We start from the raw sequence: 19,509 nt of genomic DNA, 5'->3' as shown, positions 1-19,509 counted from the left end.
GGTCAGCGCCGCGCCGCAGCGGCGCGGGCGATTTCCGTGCAGCCTGCCGCGAACAACAGCGGCGCGGCCTGGCTGTCGGCCAGCAGCGCGCGGTGCAGGTTCATCAGTTTCTCGGCCAGGCGGGCAAGGCGAGGGCCATGCCACTGCGACAATTGCCGCGCGATGGCGGGCCGGTCGCGGAAGAAGATTCGCGGATCGTTGCTGACCGCATTGCCGATATCCTCACCCGGCGTGATGCGCGCCGCGATCTGCGCCAATTGTGCCACGCGCCGCTCCATGGCGAGGACGGTGCCGACCGGGTTCATGTTTTGCTGGCGAAAGCGCGCCAGTTCATGCGGCAGTTTCACGGCATCGCCCGATAGGACCGCATCGACCAGCGCCTGCATCGAATCGTCCTCGGTCTCCGCCGCGATCGCGTCGAGATCCTCTGCCGAAACGCTGCGAGGGGCATGGCTGTCGGCATCGAGATAAAGCGCGAGTTTCTGCACCTCCGACGCGGCCATGCGCGTATCCAGCGCCACCGATGCCGCGATCCTTTGCGCCAGTTCCGCCCCCATGCGCAGCCCCGCCGCATCGGCCAGCCGCCGCACTTCGCCAGTGACCGAGCGCAGGTCGGGCGCGTAGAACATCACCACCAGCGCATCGTCGCGCTTTTCCAAGAGCTTGGAGGTGCGGGATTTGTCGGTCGCGCTGGTCGCGATGATCAGCACCGGCCAGCCTTCGGCAATCTCCGCTTCGGGCGCGTCGGTCAGGATTTTCAGCGCGTCATGCGCTTCCTCGCCATTGGCGCGTACGACGATGTGGCGCTTGTCGCCGAATAGAGAGGTCGAGCGGGTTTCATCGGACAGGCGGACAGGATCGCGCTTCAGCTCCGATCCCTCGATCTCGACCTTTTCGCCCGCGTCGGGCAGCATTTCGATGATCTTCGCGGCAGCGCCATGGGCGCCTGCCTCGTCAGGGCCGCAGAAAAAGAAGATCTTCACGCTCTGCGCCGCGCGCGGAGCGGTCTGCGCGAACTTGGAATTGGTGATCTTCATCTACGGCAGCCTAGCGCTGGCGCAGGGTCATCGAAAGGCTGGTGACGATCTTGTCCGCGACATCGACGGTCAGGTTTTCCAGCGCCGCCTGCTCTGCCGCGATGGTCGCATATTCGCTGGACACCACGTCAATGCCCGCATCCGAACCCGCGGTCGCATCCAGCAGGGTTTCGCCGCTATCCAGATCAACCAGCCGATATCGCGCCCGCAAGGTGCGGCGTTCGCGCCCGATGGTATCGTCACCCAGCAGGCCAAGGCCTTTGAGCTGATCGTCCAGCACCACGTCGAGGCGATAGCGCGACGTTGCCGCACCTGCCAGCCCCATCCGCTGCTGCAGCGCATCGCGCATCAGCCAGCCGTTCTTGCCGGGGATGGCTGATACCTCGACCGCGGCCAGCCCCTGCGCCACCGCGCCCGATGCGCCGCCGGCATAAACCGGCTTCAACGCGCAGGCGCCCAGCATCGGCGCGGCTACGCCGATCAGCAGGGCAGGCAGCAGGGCGGAAAAGCGCATCAGACGACCACGTTGACGAGACGATCGGGCACCACGATGACCTTGCGGATCGTCTGCCCTTCGATGTTACGCTGCACCTTCTCGCTGGCGAGCGCAAGCGCCTCCAGCTCGTCCTTGGGCATGCCCTTGGGTACGGTCAGCGTGTCGCGCAGCTTGCCCTTTACCTGGACCGCGACGGTGACTTCATCATCCACCAGCAGGGCGGGATCGACTTCGGGCCACGCAGCCTCTGCCACCAGCCCGTCGAAACCGGCGCTTACCCATGCTTCCTCGGCCAGATGCGGCATCATCGGCGATACCAGCTTCATCAGCGCGGCAATTGCGTCGCTGCGGCTGGCACTGGGCGCGGCCTTTTCGACCGTGCCGGTCAATTCATAGATGCGGGCGACGGCCTTGTTGAAGGACAGTGCCTCGATGTCTTCGGCCACGGCGGCAACGGTCTGGTGCTGCTTCCTTGCCACGGCCTTGTCATCACCGGTGGCAGCGGCGTCATACTGGCCGAACAGACGCCACAGGCGCTGCACGAAACGGCCGCAGCCCTCGATCCCGGCCTCGCTCCACGGCAGGTCGCGTTCGGGCGGGCTGTCGGACAACATGAACCAGCGCACTGCGTCCGCGCCATATTGCGCAATGATCTCATCCGGGTCGACGACGTTCTTCTTCGACTTGGACATCTTGATCACGCGGCCAACGTCGACCGCATCGCCGCCATCGACCAGCACGGCACCGTCGGCGCTGCGTTTCACTTCGGTGGGGGCGTAATAGACCGTGCGACCGCCGACTTCGCGGCTATAGGTCTCATGCGTGACCATGCCCTGCGTGAAGAGCTGCGCGAACGGCTCCTTCACATCGATCATGCCGCAATGGGCAAGGGCGCGGGTCCAGAAACGGGCATAGAGCAGATGCAGGATCGCATGCTCGATCCCGCCGATATACTGGCCCACCGGCATCCATGCTGCGACCTCTGCCGCGTCGAACGGCTTGTCGTCCGGCTGGCTGGCAAAGCGGATATAATACCACGAGGAATCGACGAAAGTGTCGAGCGTATCGGTCTCACGCCGCGCATCCGCGCCGCATTTGGGGCAGCTGGTGTGCTTCCACGTCGGGTGGCGGTCGAGCGGGTTGCCCGGTGTCTTGAAATCGACGTCCTCGGGCAGCTTAACCGGCAGCTGGTCGGCAGGCACCGGCACCACGCCGCAGCTGTCGCAATGGATGAACGGGATGGGCGTGCCCCAGTAACGCTGGCGCGAAACGCCCCAGTCGCGCAGGCGGTACTGCACCTTGCCCGAACCCCAGCCGCCAGCTTCTGCGCGGGCAATGATCTCGCGCTTGGCATCCTCGACCGACATGCCGTTGAGGAAGTCGGAATTGACGAGGATGCCGTCGCCAGCCTCGGCTTCGCCTGCAAAGGGCTTGTCGGCATCATCGGCGCTCGCGGCTACAACGCGGGTGATCGGCAGGTTATATTTGGTCGCGAATTCGAAGTCGCGCTGGTCATGCCCCGGTACGCCCATGACGGCACCGGTGCCGTAATCCATCAGCACGAAATTCGCGATGAAGACCGGCAGCTCCGCGCCGGTGAAGGGATGCTTTGCAGTCAGACCGGTGTCGTAACCCAGCTTTTCCGCCGTTTCCAGCTCTGCCGCGGTGGTGCCGCCAGCGCGGCACTTCTCGATAAAGGCCTGAACCTCGGCATTACCTTCGGCCACGCCTTGCGCGACCGGATGGTCGGCTGCGACGGCGACGAAGCTTGCACCAAAGATCGTGTCGGGGCGCGTCGAATAGACCGGCACGGTTTCGCCATCCGACAGGGTGAAGGCGAACTCCATGCCCCGGCTCTTGCCGATCCAGTTTTCCTGCATCAGCTTCACCTTGTCGGGCCATTTGTCGAGGCTCTCCAGACCCTCGAGCAACTCGTCGGCGAAGTCGGTGATCTTGAGGAACCACTGCGACAATTTGCGCTTCTCGACCAAAGCGCCCGAACGCCAGCCGCGCCCGTCGATGACCTGTTCATTGGCCAGCACGGTCATGTCGACCGGGTCCCAGTTCACCGCCGATTCCTTGCGATAGACCAGACCGTTTTCGTAAAGCTTCAGGAAAAGCGCCTGTTCCTGCCCGTAATATTCGGGATCGCAGGTCGCGAATTCGCGGCTCCAGTCCAGCGCAAAGCCGAGGCGCTGCAACTGCGCCTTCATGTTGGCGATATTGTCGCGGGTCCAGCCGCCGGGGTGCACGCCCTTTTCCATGGCGGCGTTTTCGGCTGGCATGCCGAATGCGTCCCAGCCCATCGGGTGCAGCACTTCGTGCCCGGTCATCGCCTTGAAGCGCGCCAGCACGTCGCCCATCGTGTAATTGCGCACATGGCCGATATGGATGCGTCCCGAAGGATAGGGAAACATCTCGAGCACATAGCTCTTGGGCTTTGTCGACGCGGAATCGGCGCGGAAGACACCGGCCTCGTCCCAGGCACGCTGCCAGCGGCCGTCGGCTATGGACGGATCGAAACGCTCTTCACTCATGATCTTGTAAGCCTGCTATCAGCCCATCAACGCATCGCGGCGCATCTCGCGCGCACGGGTGAGGATGATGTTCTCCAGCTTCTGCACGGTCGCGGCCTGAACCGGCGCTGCGACCCAGGTGCCGCCCTGCATGACTTCGCGGGCAGCGCCCACGCGAAGCGCATCGGCGCGCAGCGACTGGTCAAGGATGGTCACGGTGACCTTCATCCGCTCACCCGGATTGGCGGGGTTGGCATACCAGTCGGTGACGATCACGCCGCCAGTGCTGTCGCTTTGCAGCAGCGGCATGAAGGACAGCGTGTCGAGGCTGGCGCGCCACAGGAAGGAATTCACGCCGATCGTATTGATGTTCGCCGCGGCGAGATCGGTCTCGACCCGCTTGCTGCCACCGCCACAGGCGGCCAGCGCGCCCAGCATGCCGGCGGCAAGGGCAGCGCGCGCGACCAGCCGACGATTGATCAGGCGGGTGGCGGGGGCGAGACTTTCGGCGCTGCGGCCGGTCACGGGGTTGGCGGTCATGATACGGGTTACTTCCTGTTCCAGTCTGTATGGCGCCGGGAATGGGCAGGGCCATCCGGGGCGTAACGGGCGCTGCTCTATCACCGGCAAAGCGCGCGCGGCAAGCATTAGCGGCCATCAATATGCGCTATGATGAACAGTTGGGTCGCAGTGCGTATCAGTTGCAGGGCACTGGCGCCCTTTCTGGCGCGACTCGGCGGGTTTCGGGCGCGGTTCGGCCTGCTGTCGGCGGGACCTGTCGATTTCATGCAACAATCGCAGCGAAAGAGTCACCACTGTTGCTCTAAATGGCTTTGCACGTTGGCGTTTCTGGCTTTATACACAAGTTGCAAATCCCGGCTTGCCTGAACGGAATGAAGATTCGCTTCAGGATGGCAGATCGGGGAACCATCCCGGTTCTGGCGTATTCGCCAGATGTGCAATCGGTGAATTGCGGCTATGCAAATGCCGCATCCGGTCGCCGCCAGGGGATGATAACGGGTCGTTCGCGTCCCGCAGGGACTGTAGTGAGGTGACAGCAATGTCGGTGGGGTCAACACGAAGGAAGCGCGTGGCGCGGGCGATGGTATCGCTTGCCGCTGGCTGTGCATGCCTTGCCGTGCTTCCCTCGGCTCTTGCCGCGGTATCCGGCGCCATCACCTCTGCCGATGATTCGCGCCGCTCGGTCAGCATTTCCGCTGGTAGCGAGCTTTCGACCTTTACCCCCGCTTCGGCCAATCCGCGCCTGCTCGCATCGCTGGAAGCTGCGCGCAATGCTGCTGGCGGCGATGCGGGCATGTTCCGCTTTACGCCCGCAGGCATTGAAAAGGCCGGCAATCGTGCCGTGACCGTTGCGGTCCGCGTTGATGCGGGTGAAGCCCATGCGGTCTCCATGCGCAAGGTGCTATCGGGCGGTGAACCCGGCCTTGGCATCTCGGGCGTTGCCCCGGTGGCTTATAATCTTGGCCTGGCGCGCGGCTATCAGAGCTTTGCGCAGAATGCGAAGATCGCGCCGGTCGAAAAGAACATCACCAGCAACGCCGGGCTTCTGCCCGAAGGCGTCCGAGAGATCGACGCGCCCGACCTGACCCGGTTCACGCCGGCGAAGAAGGTTGGCGACAGCCGTTTCGGCACGCTGGTTGAACTGGACGAAGGTGACGTTCCGGGCCGTGCACCGCGTACCTTCGGCGATGGCGAACAGTCGGTCGATGTGGCCGGCTCCTATCGCGTCACCGGCAATTTCAAGGTGACCGCAGGTGTCCGCTATTCGGCTGAGCGCAATCGCCTTGGTCCGGTGTCGGATGCGCAGCAGGACAATCAGTCCGTCTATGTCGGAACGCGTTTCCGCTTCTGATCCCTTTACAACTGAAAATCTGTTCGCCGGTCGTTTCTGACCGATGCGATGCCATGCGTGCTATCTGGGACGAAAGTCTCCCTTTTCAATTTTTGCATCTAGCCGCACCTATTGCGCAACAATCATCTGTCAAAGCGGCTTGCGCATCTTGGGCGAGTGCCTAGGCTGCGACTTGGAGAGAGTGTGTTGCATCTGAAGGGGAAAGATCGATGAGCAGAATTGCGGTTGTCACGGGTGGAACGCGTGGCATCGGGGAGGGCATCAGCCTTGCTCTCAAGGACCTTGGCTACACGGTCGTGGCGAATTATGCGGGCAATGAAGAAAAGGCGAAGGCCTTTACTGAGCGAACCGGCATTCCCGCCTATAAATTCGATGTAGGCGACCACGAAGCGGTGCTGGCTGGTTGCGAGCAGATCGCGTCTGATGTCGGTGACATTGATGTCGTCGTGAACAATGCGGGCATTACCCGCGACGGCGTGCTGCACAAGATGACGTGGGACGACTGGAACGAGGTGATGCGCATCAACCTCGGCGGTTGCTTCAACATGGCAAAGGCCACGTTCCCCGGAATGCGCGAACGCAAGTGGGGCCGGATCGTCAACATCGGATCGGTCAACGGCCAGGCCGGGCAGTACGGTCAGGTCAACTATGCCGCAGCAAAGTCGGGCATTCACGGCTTTACGAAGGCCCTGGCGCAGGAAGGCGCGAAATATGGCGTGACCGTCAATGCCATCGCGCCCGGTTACATCGACACCGACATGGTTGCCGCGGTACCTGAACCCGTGCTGCAGAAGATCATCGCCAAGATCCCGGTGGGCCGTCTGGGCCATGCAGACGAGATCGCGCGCGGCGTGACCTTCTTCTGCGCAGAGGAAGCCACCTTTGTCACCGGTGCGACCCTGTCGATCAACGGCGGCCAGCACATGTACTGATGTGCCTTCGCCTGCGGGCGGATGGTACAACGAAAAGGGGCAGGCCGCGCTGGGCTGCCCCTTTTTTCATAACGCCAGTCTCAGCCGGTCAGGCAGCCCCGTTTGTCAGGCAGCCTGAGCCTCTGCGCCCGGATCGCGCAGCACATAGCCGCGGCCCCAGACCGTCTCGATATAATTGTCGCCGCTGCAGGCCACCGACAGCTTCTTGCGAAGCTTGCAGATGAAGACGTCGATGATCTTCAGTTCCGGCTCGTCCATCCCGTTATAAAGGTGGTTGAGGAACATTTCCTTGGTCAGCGTCGTGCCCTTGCGCAGCGAGAGCAGTTCGAGCATCGCATATTCCTTGCCGGTCAGATGCACGCGGGCGCCATCGACCTCGACCGTCTTGGTGTCGAGATTGACCGAGAGCTTGCCGGTCTTGATGACCGACTGCGAGTGACCCTTGGAGCGGCGCACCACCGCATGGATACGGGCCACCAGCTCTTCGCGGTGAAAGGGCTTGGTCACATAGTCATCGGCGCCAAATCCGAAGCTGCGAACCTTGGAATCCATTTCGGCAATGCCCGACAGGATCAACACCGGCGTCTGCACCTTGGCGACGCGCAGCTTCTTGAGCACGTCATAGCCGTGCATGTCCGGCAGGTTCAGGTCGAGAAGGATGATGTCGTAATCGTACAGCTTGCCGAGATCGAGGCCTTCTTCGCCAAGGTCCGTCTGGTAGACGTTGAATCCCTCGGTCGTGAGCATCAGCTCAATGGCCTTCGCGGTCGTCGGTTCGTCTTCGATCAGCAGAATTCGCATGTTCGTAGCCCCCATTCTGGTCAGCCCTCAATCGCCCTGCGAAAGCCAACCGTTTACGCGTTGTTCAATTAACCATACGAAAAGTGACCCAGAAAGGTTAATAAAGCTTAAAGCGATCCACAGGAAAAATTTGAGTCATAATTGCAACAGGTTCCCGCGCGGAATCACCAAATTTCGCGCAAGATTCGGGCGGGACACGATTTTTCGTTTGGCGATGATTCGCGAAACTCAGCCCGCGCGGGCAAGGGCCTTCGCGCGGCGGCGCTGGACCGAGGAGCCGAGCCCTGCCGCTTCGCGATACTTGGCGACGGTACGCCGGGCGATCGCAAAGCCCTTTTCCTTAAGAGCCGTGACCAGCGCATCGTCCGAGAGGATGGCATCCGCGCTCTCCGCATCGATCAGCGCCTTGATCTCGGCCTTCACCGCTTCGGCAGATGCAGCGCCGGCATCGCCTTCGCTGCCGGACGACGCCGCGCTGACACCCGATGCAAAGAAAAAGCGCAGTTCGAAACTGCCGCGCGCGCAATGGAGGAACTTGTTGGCGGTGACGCGGCTGACGGTCGATTCGTGCAGGTCGGTCGCCTCGGCAATCTCACGCCTGGTCAGCGGGACCAGCGCCCCGACGCCGCGCAGGAAGAAACCTTCCTGCCGTTTCACGATCTCCCGCGCGACCTTCAGGATCGTGCGCTGCCGCTGATCCAGCGCCCGTACGAGGCGATTGGCATCGGCGAGCTGTTCGTTGAGCCAGCTTGCCGCGCCCTTATCCTTGCAACCGCCGGCCACGCGCGTGTGATAGGCGCGGTCGACGACCAGCCGCGGAAGATTCTCGCGATTGAGCGATACGAGCCAGCCCTTTGCCGCATTGCCGCTGACCAGCACGTCGGGCACGACCGGGGCGGCAGGTTCCACGCCATAGACATGGCCGGGCCGCGGGTCGCACGAACGGATGTCGGCGATCATCTGGGCCAGATCCTCGTCATCGGCGCGGCACATGCGTTTGAGCTGCGCGAAATTGCCGCGCGCCAAGAGATCGAGATTGGCCAGCATGATCGCGATGCACGGGTCCATCCGGTCCTGCTCGGCCAATTGCAGGGAAATGCATTCGGCCAGATCGCGTGCGCCCACGCCGGTCGGCTCCAGCCCATGGACCAGTTTCAGGCCGGCTTCGGCCTCCTCCATCGAAATGCCCAGATCACGCGCCAGCTCTTCCAAAGGCACGGTAAGGTAGCCTGCCTCATCCAGCCGCCCGATGATCTGGCGCGCGATGAAGCATTCGGCGGGCGTGCCATGCGCCAGCGCCAGCTGTTCGTGCAGATGTTCGGCAAGAGTCGGGCCATCGCTGGCGCGGAAATCGGAATCGAAGCCGCCTTCGCCCGATCCGCTGCCGGCCGAACCGGCACCCAGCTGCCAGTCGCCCGTGTCGATATCGCGATCGAGCATCTCGGCAGGCAGGTCGAGCGCGCTTTCTCCATCGCCCGACCCCGCATCGGGCAAATCGGTGGCCGCGGCCTCGTCGGTCTTGCTGTCCTTCTCTCCCTCGCCACTGGAAAGATTAAGGAGCGGGTTCGCCGCTGCCGCATCCAGCAACACGGCCTCAAGCTCAAGGTTCGACAATTGCAGCAGGCTGATCGCCTGTTGCAGCTGCGGCGTCATCACCAGCGATTGCGATTGCCGCAGATCGAGGCGAGGCGCGAGGGTCATGGAATGGCGTGTCGTCCGGTCACAGCGTGAAGCCTTCGCCCAGGTAAAGGCGGCGCACATCCTCGTTCGCGACGAGGTCCTCAGGGCTGCCGGCGAACAGGACCTGACCGCCATAGATGATGGCGGCGCGGTCGACGATTTCCAGCGTCTCACGCACGTTGTGATCGGTAATCAGCACGCCGATGCCGCGGTTCTTGAGGTCGATGACCAGATCGCGAATGTCACTGATCGACAGCGGATCGATGCCTGCGAACGGTTCGTCCAGCAGCATGATCGAGGGCTTTGCCGCCAGCGCGCGCGCAATCTCGCAGCGGCGGCGTTCACCGCCCGACAGTGCCATCGCCGGGCTTTCGCGCAGGCGCGTCAGGCCGAATTCGTCAAGCAGGCGTTCCAGTTCGCGGGCCCGGCTTTCGGCATCCGGTTCCGACAGTTCGAGGACGCAGGAGATGTTCTGCTCCACCGTCATGCCGCGAAAGATCGACGTTTCCTGCGGCAGATAGCCAAGCCCGAGGATCGCGCGGCGATACATGGGCAGGTTCGTGATGTCGTTGCCATCGAGCATGATGCGGCCCGAATCGGGCTTCACCAGACCCATCACCGAATAGAAACACGTCGTCTTGCCCGCGCCATTGGGGCCCAGCAATCCCAGCACCTCGCCCTTGGCAACCGACAGGGTGATATCGGTCAGCACGGCGCGCTTGTCATAGCTTTTCGCGATCGAGACGACCTCGAGCCCGCCCTGCGGAACAGGGGGCGCGGCCTCGGACGGGTCCACCGAATGGTCGAGAGTGGTGTTCGTATCGATGGGTCCGGCCTTTCGCAAAAACGTCGTTCGGGCCATGTGCCTGGCCCTTGCTTCGACCCACGAATAACGATCCGCGGCGCGTGTTTGAAGCCCCGATCGCGCCGCAGTGGATCAATTGGCAGGATAATTGCATCCAGATCACAGCTGGGCCGGCTATCGACTTTGCCTTTCAGCACGCTTGCCCGTGCCCCGTGCAGTCCCTAACTGCTAGGGCAATGAAAGAAGAACATACATGTTGAGCCCCGAAGAAGCCTGCAAGCGCTGCGCTGACGTGATCGACAAGGCGACGGCCGCAGGAGCCGATGCGGGCGATGCGGTGTTCATCGCACGCAGCTCGCAATCGGTTGAAATGCGCCTTGGCCAGCTCGAAAGCGTCGACAGGTCGGAGGCGGAACATCTGGGCCTGCGCGTATTCGTCGGCAAGCGCAGCGCCACGGTCGGGACCAGCGCGCTCGACACGGCCTCGCTGGACGAACTGGCCAGCCGCGCCGTCACCATGGCACGCGAAGCGCCCGAGGACCGGTTTGCCGGCCTCGCGCCGCAGGACATGCTGTTTACAGGCGATCCCGCCGATCTCGATCTCGTGTCCGAAGCGCCCACGCCCGAGGAATTGCGCGAAGCGGCGCTGGAAATGGAAGATGCGGCGCGCAGCGTCGAAGGCGTGTCCAATAGCGAGGGCGCGAATGCCGCCTTTGGCCGCGGCGTCGTCGCGCTTGCCACCAGCCACGGTTTCGCAGGCGGCTATGAACAGGCGCATCATTCGCGCAGCGCCGCCATGGTCGCGGGCAAGGGCGCACTGATGGAACGCGGCATGGATTGGCGCGCGGCGCATCACCTGTCTGACATCATCCCCATGGCCGAAATCGGGCGCATGGCGGGCGAGAGGGCCGTGGCGCGGCTCAATCCCGGCAAGATGAAGAGCGGCCCCATGCCCGTCGTCTTCGATCCGCGTGTCGCGGGCACGCTTCTGGGGCATCTGGTCCATGCGATTTCTGGGAGCGAGATCGTGCGCGGGGCGAGCTTCCTGTCCGAGCTGGAGGGCAAGCCGGTTTTCGCGCCGGGCACCATGATCGAGGACGATCCGCTGAAGATGCGCGGCATGCGATCGCATCCCTTCGATGGCGAAGGACTTCCCGTTTCGCGCCGCATGCTGGTGGATGATGGCGTGCTGACCGGCTGGCTGCTCGATTCGGCATCGGCACGGAAACTGGACCGCGCCCCCACCGGCCATGCGGTGCGGGCAGGCGGCGGATCGCCGGGCGTGTCGTCATCGAACCTGACCTGGCAGCCGGGTGAAGCCAGTTTCGACGAGCTGATCGCCGACATCAGGGAAGGCGTGCTTGTCACCGATCTGATCGGGATGGGGGTGAGCATCGTCACGGGCGACTACAGCCGCGGCGCATCGGGCTTTCGCATCGTCGACGGGCAAGTCGCAGGGCCGGTATCTGGCATCACGATTGCGGGTAATCTCAAGGACATGTTCGCCCATGCCATTCCGGCAAGCGACATCGAATATATACGCGCGATCAACACGCCCAGCATTCGCATCGATGGCATGACGGTGGCGGGCGACTGATGCTGCGTTGCTTCCTTGCCTTTGCCGCGATGGCGCTGCTGGCGGCGCAGCCGGCGGTAGCGCAGGACGGCACCGAACTCTTGACCGGGACCTCGGAAACAGAGGGAACGGAAACCGCATCACCCGCGATCGAGGCCGAGCGCGACGCGGGCGAGGATCAGCGCATCGCCCAGCGCATCAGTGGCATCTTCGCGGCAATTGACGGGCTTTCGGGCGTCAGCGTCGAGGTCGAGGAGGGCGTCGTCACCCTGTCGGGAACGGCGGGCGCTGACCAGTCGGCTCAGGCCGATGACATCGCGGGCCGCGTCGCGGGCGTGGTGACGGTCGACAATAACATAGAGCGCGATGTCGCGGTCTCTTCGAACATTACCCCGGCACTGCAATCCATCATCGGCGAGGCGCGTAACCTGCTGCGATTGAGCCCGCTGCTGGCGGTGGCGCTGCTGGTCGCGCTGTTGGTCATCCTGCTCACCCGCTGGCTGGCGAGCGCAGGGGCGCTTTGGGCGCGATTGTCGCCGAACGGCTTTGTGGCCGAACTCATGGCAAGCGCGGTGCGCTTTATTGGCGTGCTGTTCGGGATCTATCTCGCGCTCAAGATCCTTGGCGCGACGGCCTTGCTGGGTGCGCTGCTTGGCATTGGCGGCGTAATCGGCATCGCCATCGGCTTTGCCGTGCGGGACACCATCGACAATTACATTTCCTCGGTCATGCTGTCGCTGCGCCAGCCTTTTCGCGCCAACGATCACGTGGTGATAGAGGGCGAGGAGGGCCGCGTCGTGAGGCTGACCAGCCGCGCGACGATTCTGATGACGCTTGATGGCAACCATCTGCGCATCCCCAATTCCACCGTCTTCAAGGCGGTGATCCTGAACTACACGCGCAATCCGCAAAGGCGCTTTGCCTTCGATCTGGGCGTGGATGCCGATGACGATCCGGTCGATGGCATGGCTGTCGGGCTGGAGGCGCTGCGACGGCTCGATTTCGTGCTGAAGGACCCGGAAGCGAGCGCGTGGGTCGTGAACGTGGGCGACAGCAATATCGTGCTGCGCTTCTTCGGCTGGGTCGATCAGGACGTGACCGATTTCAACAAGGGCCGCTCCCTCGCTATCCGCGCGGCGAAGACAGCGCTGGAGGAGGCAGGCTTTGCCCTGCCCGAACCGATCTATCGCCTGCGCATGGATCCGCGGAGCGCGCCGCTGCCGACCAGCACGCCCGTTTCGGCAGAAGGCCAGGGCGGCGGGCCAACGCAAAAGGCACCGGAAGCACCGGTGCCTGTCACTGCCCCTGCGAAGGCGCAAGCCGCGCCAGAGGCGGAAGCGATGGCCGCGGACATCAAGCCCGAAAGCCATATCGCCGATCTGGTCAACAAGGAGCGGGCCGATACGGGCGAGGGGGATCTGCTCGATTCCCGCCGCCCGATCGAATAGCCGCTGCCTGTAAGCCTCAGGCCTTGGCGGCCTTGGCTTCCTTCTCGCGCTCGATCGCTTCGAGGATGATGCGCTTGGCTTCTTCCGCGCCGCCCCAGGTGCCGACACGGACCCACTTCTCGCTTTCGAGATCCTTGTAGTGGGTGAAGAAGTGCTCGATCTGCTGATAGACGATTTCGGGCAGGTCATCCATTTCGGCGACCTTGGTGTAATAGGGGAAGGTCGAATCGACCGGTACGCACACCAGCTTCTCATCGCCGCCATGCTCATCCTCGAGGTTCAGCACGGCGATGGGGCGGGCGCGCACGACGCAGCCCGGAATGAAGGGGCTGCGCGCCACGACCAGCGCATCGAGCGGATCGCCATCGGGCGATAGCGTGTGCGGCACGAAGCCGTAGTTCGCCGGATAGCGCATCGGCGTGTGCAGGATGCGGTCGACGAAGAGCGCGCCCGATTCCTTGTCGAATTCATACTTCACCGGTTCGCCGCCGGTGGGAACTTCGATGATGACGTTCAGGCTCTCGGGCGGGTTGTCGCCAATCGGGATCATGTCGATGCGCATGGAATTACCTTTGTCTTGTGGACTCTTATAGGCCGCTTTCACGGATGGTCCGGATGGCCGCCATGCGCTGCGCTGCAATAGCGCGGGGCGGCTGGCCGGTTACGACCTGCACGCGCCATCTAGCGCCGCATTGCGCCGGGGCCAAGGGGGTTAACCCCGCTGGGCCGCCGTCTCACCGAAAAGTCGAATATCCCGATGCTTCCCGCATTTGCGAACGGCGGGATGCAAAAAAGGGCAGGCCTTGCAGCCCGCCCCCTTTCACCTGGCGTCGCTGACGCAAGCTTACTTGCGCTTGGGCGCCAGCAGCTTGTCGAGATAGCCTTCGCCCTTGGCGGTCTTTTCCAGCCACGGATAGCGCAGGCCGCCGGTGTAATCGATCGACACGGTGCGATAGTCATCGTCACGCTTGATCAGAAGCTCGATCGGCGCGCCATCCTTGGCAGCGGTGATCGCCTCTTTCATCACATCGGCGGAATATTCCTTGCCGTTCACGGCCTCGATCGTCTGGCCGCTGACGATGTCGTTGTTGAACGCGATACCGTCCCAAACAACGCCGGTGACCTTGCCTTCGGACGTCACGCTCATGCCCAGCGAATAACGCAGGTAGAGGTACTTGTACTGCTCCTCGATCCCCTTGCGGAAGGGGTTGGGCTCGTCCTTGTAGACCAGCTTGTAGCCGCCCAGTTCGATGCCATTGAGCGGTGCCGGAGCATTGGCGGTATAGACCCGGTCGCGCAGGAACTGCGCCCAGTCATAGGGATAGACCGAGTTCAGATCAGCCACGAGCTGATCGAAGGTGTAGGTCTTTTCGCCGTAATCGCCATCGGTCGCGCCATAGAAAAGCTTGGCGAAATCCTCGAGCGACTTCTTCCCCTTGGTCTGGGTGCGGATCATCATGTCCGCTTCCAGCCAGATCAGCGAGCCTTCGTTGTAATATTCCTCGCTGCGCGAGAAGGTGGTGAAGGGCTTTGCCTTCCGGTTGGCGGTGATCGGGTCATAGGTGGTGTCGATCAGCGCGCGCCAGCTGCGGCCCGGCTCATTGTCGTAATTGCCCGCCGACGAAGCGATCTCGCCCAGCGTCAGCTCCTTCGTGTTGATGCCCGAACGCGCGGCGAGCGGCAGGTCCCAGTACTGGGTCATGCCTTCGTACACCCACAGTAGGTCATTGCGCATCGGTTCGCGGTAATCGGGCGTCCACGTCAGGGCCGGGCGGCGATATTTGCCGTTCCAGCTGTGCACCAGTTCGTGCGGAAGCACATCGACCGAGAATCCGAACTTGTCCGGATACTTGCCGTCTTCCCAGCTGGTGAGCGTGCCCGGACGCAGCGAGATTTCGGTCGAGCGGTGATGTTCGAGCCCGATACCGCCCAGTTCGTCGGAAATGGCGACCAGGAATTCATAATGATCGAACGGACGCGAACCGAACAGCAGGCCGGCCTCGGTCATCATAGCCTTCATCGCGTCGAGTTCGCCCGGCTTCATCTCCAGCTCTTCGGGATCGTGGGCGAAGGCCTCGAAAGTCTCGTTTTCGCCGATTTCCCAGCTCTTGTGATACTTGCCGGCCATGATCGGGCTGTCGACCAGCACCTGGTAGCTCGTCTCGTCCCAGCTGACGGTGTCGCCCGACTGCGTCTGGCCGTCGAGAGCGGTGGCGGTGGCCCAGCCGGTGGGCATGGTGACGCTGGGCTTCAGCTTGATCTGGCGAACGTAATGGCCAGCGGGATACAGCGTCATCTGGTTGAACTGCAGGTTCATCAACTCGTCGGTCATGACGATGCGGCCCTCGCTCCCGGTAACGGGCGAGGTGTAGACCATCTTGGCGGTGATCTCTTTCGTGCCTGCCGGGAAGGCGAGGTGGAAGGCATAGACCTCGACATTGTCGCGGCGCCACGGGATCAGCTTGCCATCGGCATAGAACTCAAGGCCGTTCAGCGCATCGATAGTGCCGTCCGGGCCGTGGTGGCCGGGCAGCCATTCGGGATAGAGCAGGGTCAGTTCACTCGTACCGGCGGCGACGGGGATCGTCTGCTCGGTCCGGAACACGCGGTGGGCAAGATCGGTCGCGTCGACGTGAATGCCGATGGTTCCGCCCGGATAGGGCGTGTCGACCGCATCGGGCACGGTCTGCTCGATCGGTGTGGCGACGGGGGCAGACAGCGTGGTCTGCGCCTGCGCAATACCGGCAGTGAAGGGGAGCGCGAGGGCGGAGGCCAGCAATATGCTGCGGATGGGGGTCGTCTTCATGAAAAGGGGAATTGGCAACTTGTCGTATCAAATGCAACTGTCATCGCGAGACCGTGCATCAGCTGCGATCAGCCGTTTTGGCGGCGCACCCGCTTTCCACGGGGAGAGAGTGCCGCTAAGGGCGCTTGCATCATGAGCGAACCCAAAACCCCGACCAAGACTCCTTCGGCCATCCGCGGCACCCAGGATATTTTCGAGGAGGCCGATGCCTTCGCCTTCGTCGTCGAGACTTTCGAGCGGCTTCGCAAGCTCTACCGTTTCCGCCGGGTCGAGATGCCGGTATTCGAAAAGACCGCCGTATTCTCGCGCTCCTTGGGCGAGACGACCGACGTGGTGTCGAAGGAAATGTACAGTTTCGAGGATCGCGGCGGCGAATCGCTGACGCTGCGCCCCGAATTCACGGCGGGTCTGGCGCGCGCCTACCTCACCAATGGCTGGAAGCAATATGCGCCCGTAAAGCTGGCGACGCATGGCCCGCTGTTCCGGTACGAACGCCCGCAAAAGGGCCGCTATCGCCAGTTCCACCAGATCGACGCCGAGATTATCGGCGCTGCCGAGCCGCAGGCCGATGTCGAACTGCTGGCCTTTGCCGACCAGCTCTTGCAGGAACTGGGTATTGCCGATGGCGTGACATTGCAGCTGAACACGCTGGGCGATGCCGCCAGCCGCGATGCGTGGCGCGCCGCGCTGATCGAATATTTCATGGGCCACCGGGCGGACCTGTCCGAAGATTCTCAGGACCGGCTTCAGCGTAATCCGCTGCGTATCCTCGATTCCAAGGACCCGCGCGACAAGGCCTTCGTCGCCGATGCGCCGCTCATCGACGAGTTTCTTTCGGGCGAAGCGCAGGATTTCTTCGGCGCGGTGACCTCTGGGCTGGATGCGGCGGGCGTGGCTTGGACGCGTGCTCCGGCGCTGGTGCGCGGGCTCGATTACTATCGCCACACCGCGTTCGAATTCGTGACCGACCGGCTGGGTGCGCAGGGCACCGTGCTGGGCGGCGGGCGCTATGACGGTCTGATGGAAGCCCTGGGCGGGCCTGCCACGCCTGCGGTCGGCTGGGCCGCCGGGATCGAGCGGCTGGCGATGCTGGTGGGTGAGCGGGCGGAAAGCCCAGTCGCCGATGCCATTGTCGTGGTCGAGGACGATGCCGCGATAGATGCGGGCATTGCCGCCATCGGCAGACTGCGCCGCGCCGGTATCTCCGCCGAACTGATGGCGAGCGGATCTCCGCGCAAGCGTTTCGACAAGGCGGTGAAGATCGGCGCCGAGGCCATCGTCGCCTTTGCCGTCCGCGATGGCGAAGTGACCAGCCGCATCCGCGCCGAGGACGCGGCGACCGCTCGGATCGAGCAGGCGCTGGCGAACTGATCCCCCATGCAGGTTTCCGACGAACGCCTGGCCCAGATCGCGCAGCGTTTCGCTGAGCTGGAGGCGCGCCTTGCCTCCGGCACGCTGGAGGGTGAGGAATTCGTGACCGCCAGCCGCGATTACGCAGAGCTGGAGCCTGTCGCGCGCGAGGCGGCGGACGTGGCGGCCATGCGTTCGGAACTGGCCGAATTGCAGGACATGCTTTCCGACCCCGAGATGAAGGCGATGGCCGCCGACGACATCCAGCGGATCGAGGGCGAGCTGCCCGAGGCCGAGGCCAAGCTCGCCGTCGCTCTGCTGCCGCGAGATTCCGCCGATGCGCGCCCCGCGATGCTGGAAATCCGCGCCGGCACCGGCGGGGACGAGGCTGCGCTGTTCGCCGCAGATCTCTTCCGCATGTACGAACGCTTTGCCGCGGAGCAGGGCTGGAAGGTCGAGACGATCAGCGCCAACGCATCCGACATCGGCGGCTTCAAGGAAGTGGTCGCCAATGTTCGCGGGCAAGGCGTGTTCGCGAAATTGAAGTTCGAAAGCGGTGTCCACCGCGTGCAGCGCGTGCCCGTCACCGAAAGCGGCGGGCGCATCCATACCAGCGCCGCCACCGTCGCCGTCCTCCCCGAACCGGACGAGGTTGATGTGCAGATTGATCCGGGCGACCTCAAGATCGACATCTACCGTGCGTCGGGCGCGGGCGGGCAGCACGTCAACACCACCGATTCGGCAGTGCGTATCACGCATTTGCCCAGTGGCATCGTGGTGACGCAGCAGGACGAACGCAGCCAGCACAAGAACCGCGCCAAGGCGATGCAGGTGCTGCGGGCCCGCCTTTACGAGAAAATGCGCGACGAGGCGCATGGCGAAGAGGCGGAGGCAAGGAAGGCCATGGTCGGCAGCGGCGACCGCTCCGAACGCATACGCACCTATAATTTCCCGCAAGGACGCGTGACCGATCACCGCATCGGGCTCACCCTGCACAAGCTGCCTGAAGTGCTGGAAGGTACAGGGCTCGCCGAGTTGATCGACGCGCTGATCGCAGAGGATCAGGCCAAGCGCCTCGCCGCCCAGAATGGATAACACAGTCGCCGCTGCGCTGCGCGATGCGGCGCAGCGCTTGATGCCCGTGACCGACGCGGCGCGGCTGGAGGCGGAGTGGCTGATGGCGCATGCTCTGGATTGTTCGCGTTCGGACCTGCTGCTGCGTCACATGCAGGCCGAGGCGCCAGCCGCCTTCGCCGCGCTGGTCGAACGGCGGGCGTGCGGCGAGCCGCTGGCGCATATCACCGGCGAGACCGAATTCTACGGCCTTTCCCTCAAGGTCACGCCCGATGTGCTCATCCCGCGTTCGGATACGGAAATTCTGATCGATGTCGCGCAAGACATGCTTGCGAGCCACGCACCGGCGCGCGTCCTCGATTGCGGGCTGGGTTCGGGTGCGCTTTTGCTGGCGGCGCTGTCGGTATGGCCCGATGCCGAAGGGGCGGGGATAGAGCGTAGCGGTGCAGCACTGGCCGTGGCCCGCGCCAACGCCGGGCTGACGGGACTGGCGGCACGCGCCGACATGCGCGCAGGCGACTGGACGCAAGCAGGCTGGTCGGACGGTCTGGGCCGCTTCGATCTTGTCCTGTCAAACCCGCCTTATGTCGAAACCGGGGATCCCGACCTTGCTGCCGATGTCGCGGCAAGCGACCCGCATGCGGCGCTATTCGCGGGGCTGGACGGCCTCGACGATTATCGGGTGCTGATCCCGGCATTGCCCGACTTGCTACAGCCGAAGGGAATCGCGGTCTTCGAAATCGGTTCGCGGCAGGCCGATGCGGTTATCGCGATCGCCCGGGAAGCCGGGCTGTGGGCCGAGGCGCGCGACGATCTTGCCGGCAGGCCCCGGGTGGTCGTCATGGGGATCGCCGGGGGTTGACGGGCGCAGGCGGCCTGACGGCCCGTTAACCATACTCTTCTATAAAACACTTGGCAGCGCCTCTTTTTGTCGATAGGCCTTGATCCAGACAGGCGATCGCTGGGGCTTACCATGGGTTTGGCTCGCATCGCACGTCACTCCTCTTTATCTGTGAGCCTGGCGTCGCAAGGATGCGGCCTTGGCTTGACGGAGAGGGCGGATGACGCTCTGCCCGCAGTCGCGGGACGCGTGCCGCACGGGGGAGCACTGCCCG

The 19,509-nt window shown here is 63.6% G+C and carries 16 protein-coding genes; 7 read left to right on the top strand and 9 right to left on the bottom strand.

Annotation, left to right across the window (positions count from 1 at the left end):
• Positions 1–2: 2 nt before the first annotated feature.
• From holA to A9D13_RS12965, 4 genes are read right to left on the bottom strand one after another with little or no spacing between them, the layout of a single operon-like run.
• Positions 3–1,037: a DNA polymerase III subunit delta gene (holA, locus tag A9D13_RS12980; RefSeq protein WP_066774393.1), complete on the bottom strand. Its 1,035-nt coding sequence runs from the start codon at positions 1,035–1,037 to the stop codon at positions 3–5.
• Between the two features lie 10 nt (positions 1,038–1,047).
• Positions 1,048–1,551, bottom strand: a complete 504-nt coding sequence (gene lptE, locus A9D13_RS12975) for an LPS assembly lipoprotein LptE (protein ID WP_066774391.1) — start codon at positions 1,549–1,551, stop codon at positions 1,048–1,050.
• The gene (leuS, locus tag A9D13_RS12970) at positions 1,551–4,070 is read right to left on the bottom strand and encodes a leucine--tRNA ligase (protein ID WP_066774389.1); all 2,520 of its coding nucleotides are present in this window, start codon (positions 4,068–4,070) and stop codon (positions 1,551–1,553) included. The genes lptE and leuS overlap by 1 nt, the downstream gene beginning before the upstream one ends.
• An 18-nt stretch (positions 4,071–4,088) precedes the next feature.
• Positions 4,089–4,589, bottom strand: coding sequence for a DUF3576 domain-containing protein (locus tag A9D13_RS12965; RefSeq protein WP_172808173.1), 501 nt, complete (start codon positions 4,587–4,589; stop codon positions 4,089–4,091).
• A 520-nt stretch (positions 4,590–5,109) separates the two neighbouring features.
• Between A9D13_RS12965 and A9D13_RS12960 the strand changes: the two genes are divergently transcribed.
• Both A9D13_RS12960 and phbB read left to right on the top strand, forming a co-directional pair.
• Positions 5,110–5,922, top strand: a complete 813-nt coding sequence (locus tag A9D13_RS12960; protein ID WP_172808172.1) for a hypothetical protein — start codon at positions 5,110–5,112, stop codon at positions 5,920–5,922.
• Positions 5,923–6,131: 209 nt separating this feature from the next.
• Complete coding sequence (gene phbB / locus A9D13_RS12955) at positions 6,132–6,854, top strand: acetoacetyl-CoA reductase (RefSeq protein ID WP_066774387.1); 723 nt, start codon at positions 6,132–6,134, stop codon at positions 6,852–6,854.
• A 105-nt stretch (positions 6,855–6,959) separates the two neighbouring features.
• Here the strand turns inward: phbB and ctrA are convergent, their stop codons facing one another.
• The 3 genes from ctrA to lptB form a co-directional block, all read right to left on the bottom strand.
• Complete coding sequence (ctrA, locus tag A9D13_RS12950; RefSeq protein ID WP_066774684.1) at positions 6,960–7,655, bottom strand: response regulator transcription factor CtrA; 696 nt, start codon at positions 7,653–7,655, stop codon at positions 6,960–6,962.
• 228 nt (positions 7,656–7,883) lie between these two features.
• Positions 7,884–9,356 carry an RNA polymerase factor sigma-54 gene (rpoN, locus tag A9D13_RS12945; protein WP_066774385.1) on the bottom strand — a complete coding sequence of 491 codons (1,473 nt, stop codon included), beginning with the start codon at positions 9,354–9,356 and terminating at the stop codon, positions 7,884–7,886.
• A gap of 19 nt (positions 9,357–9,375) precedes the next feature.
• The gene (gene lptB, locus A9D13_RS12940; RefSeq protein ID WP_082922386.1) at positions 9,376–10,197 is read right to left on the bottom strand and encodes an LPS export ABC transporter ATP-binding protein; all 822 of its coding nucleotides are present in this window, start codon (positions 10,195–10,197) and stop codon (positions 9,376–9,378) included.
• A gap of 196 nt (positions 10,198–10,393) precedes the next feature.
• Between lptB and A9D13_RS12935 the strand changes: the two genes are divergently transcribed.
• Both A9D13_RS12935 and A9D13_RS12930 read left to right on the top strand, forming a co-directional pair.
• Complete coding sequence (locus A9D13_RS12935; RefSeq protein ID WP_066774383.1) at positions 10,394–11,737, top strand: TldD/PmbA family protein; 1,344 nt, start codon at positions 10,394–10,396, stop codon at positions 11,735–11,737.
• Complete coding sequence (locus tag A9D13_RS12930; protein ID WP_066774381.1) at positions 11,737–13,164, top strand: mechanosensitive ion channel family protein; 1,428 nt, start codon at positions 11,737–11,739, stop codon at positions 13,162–13,164. The genes A9D13_RS12935 and A9D13_RS12930 overlap by 1 nt, the downstream gene beginning before the upstream one ends.
• Before the next feature lie 16 nt (positions 13,165–13,180).
• Here A9D13_RS12930 and ppa read toward each other — a convergent pair whose 3' ends face one another.
• Positions 13,181–13,726, bottom strand: a complete 546-nt coding sequence (gene ppa, locus A9D13_RS12925) for an inorganic diphosphatase (RefSeq protein WP_066774380.1) — start codon at positions 13,724–13,726, stop codon at positions 13,181–13,183.
• A gap of 282 nt (positions 13,727–14,008) precedes the next feature.
• On the bottom strand, positions 14,009–15,970 hold the full coding sequence (locus A9D13_RS12920; protein WP_066774378.1) for a M61 family metallopeptidase: 1,962 nt from the start codon (positions 15,968–15,970) through the stop codon (positions 14,009–14,011).
• Between the two features lie 132 nt (positions 15,971–16,102).
• On the opposite strand from A9D13_RS12920, the gene hisS reads away from it, so the two are divergent.
• Genes hisS through prmC form a run of 3 tightly spaced genes read left to right on the top strand, consistent with a single transcriptional unit; the run spans position 16,103 to position 19,256 of the window.
• Positions 16,103–17,341, top strand: a complete 1,239-nt coding sequence (gene hisS / locus A9D13_RS12915) for a histidine--tRNA ligase (RefSeq protein ID WP_066774376.1) — start codon at positions 16,103–16,105, stop codon at positions 17,339–17,341.
• 6 nt (positions 17,342–17,347) lie between these two features.
• A complete protein-coding gene (gene prfA / locus A9D13_RS12910; protein WP_066774375.1) occupies positions 17,348–18,415 on the top strand; it encodes a peptide chain release factor 1 in 1,068 nt (355 codons plus the stop codon).
• Positions 18,408–19,256, top strand: coding sequence for a peptide chain release factor N(5)-glutamine methyltransferase (gene prmC / locus A9D13_RS12905; protein WP_066774373.1), 849 nt, complete (start codon positions 18,408–18,410; stop codon positions 19,254–19,256). The genes prfA and prmC overlap by 8 nt, the downstream gene beginning before the upstream one ends.
• Positions 19,257–19,509 lie beyond the last annotated feature (253 nt).

Source organism: Croceicoccus mobilis (genome assembly GCF_001661965.1).
GTDB classification, from domain to species: Bacteria; Pseudomonadota; Alphaproteobacteria; order Sphingomonadales; family Sphingomonadaceae; genus Croceicoccus; species Croceicoccus mobilis.
This window is presented reverse-complemented; position numbering and strand designations above follow the sequence as displayed.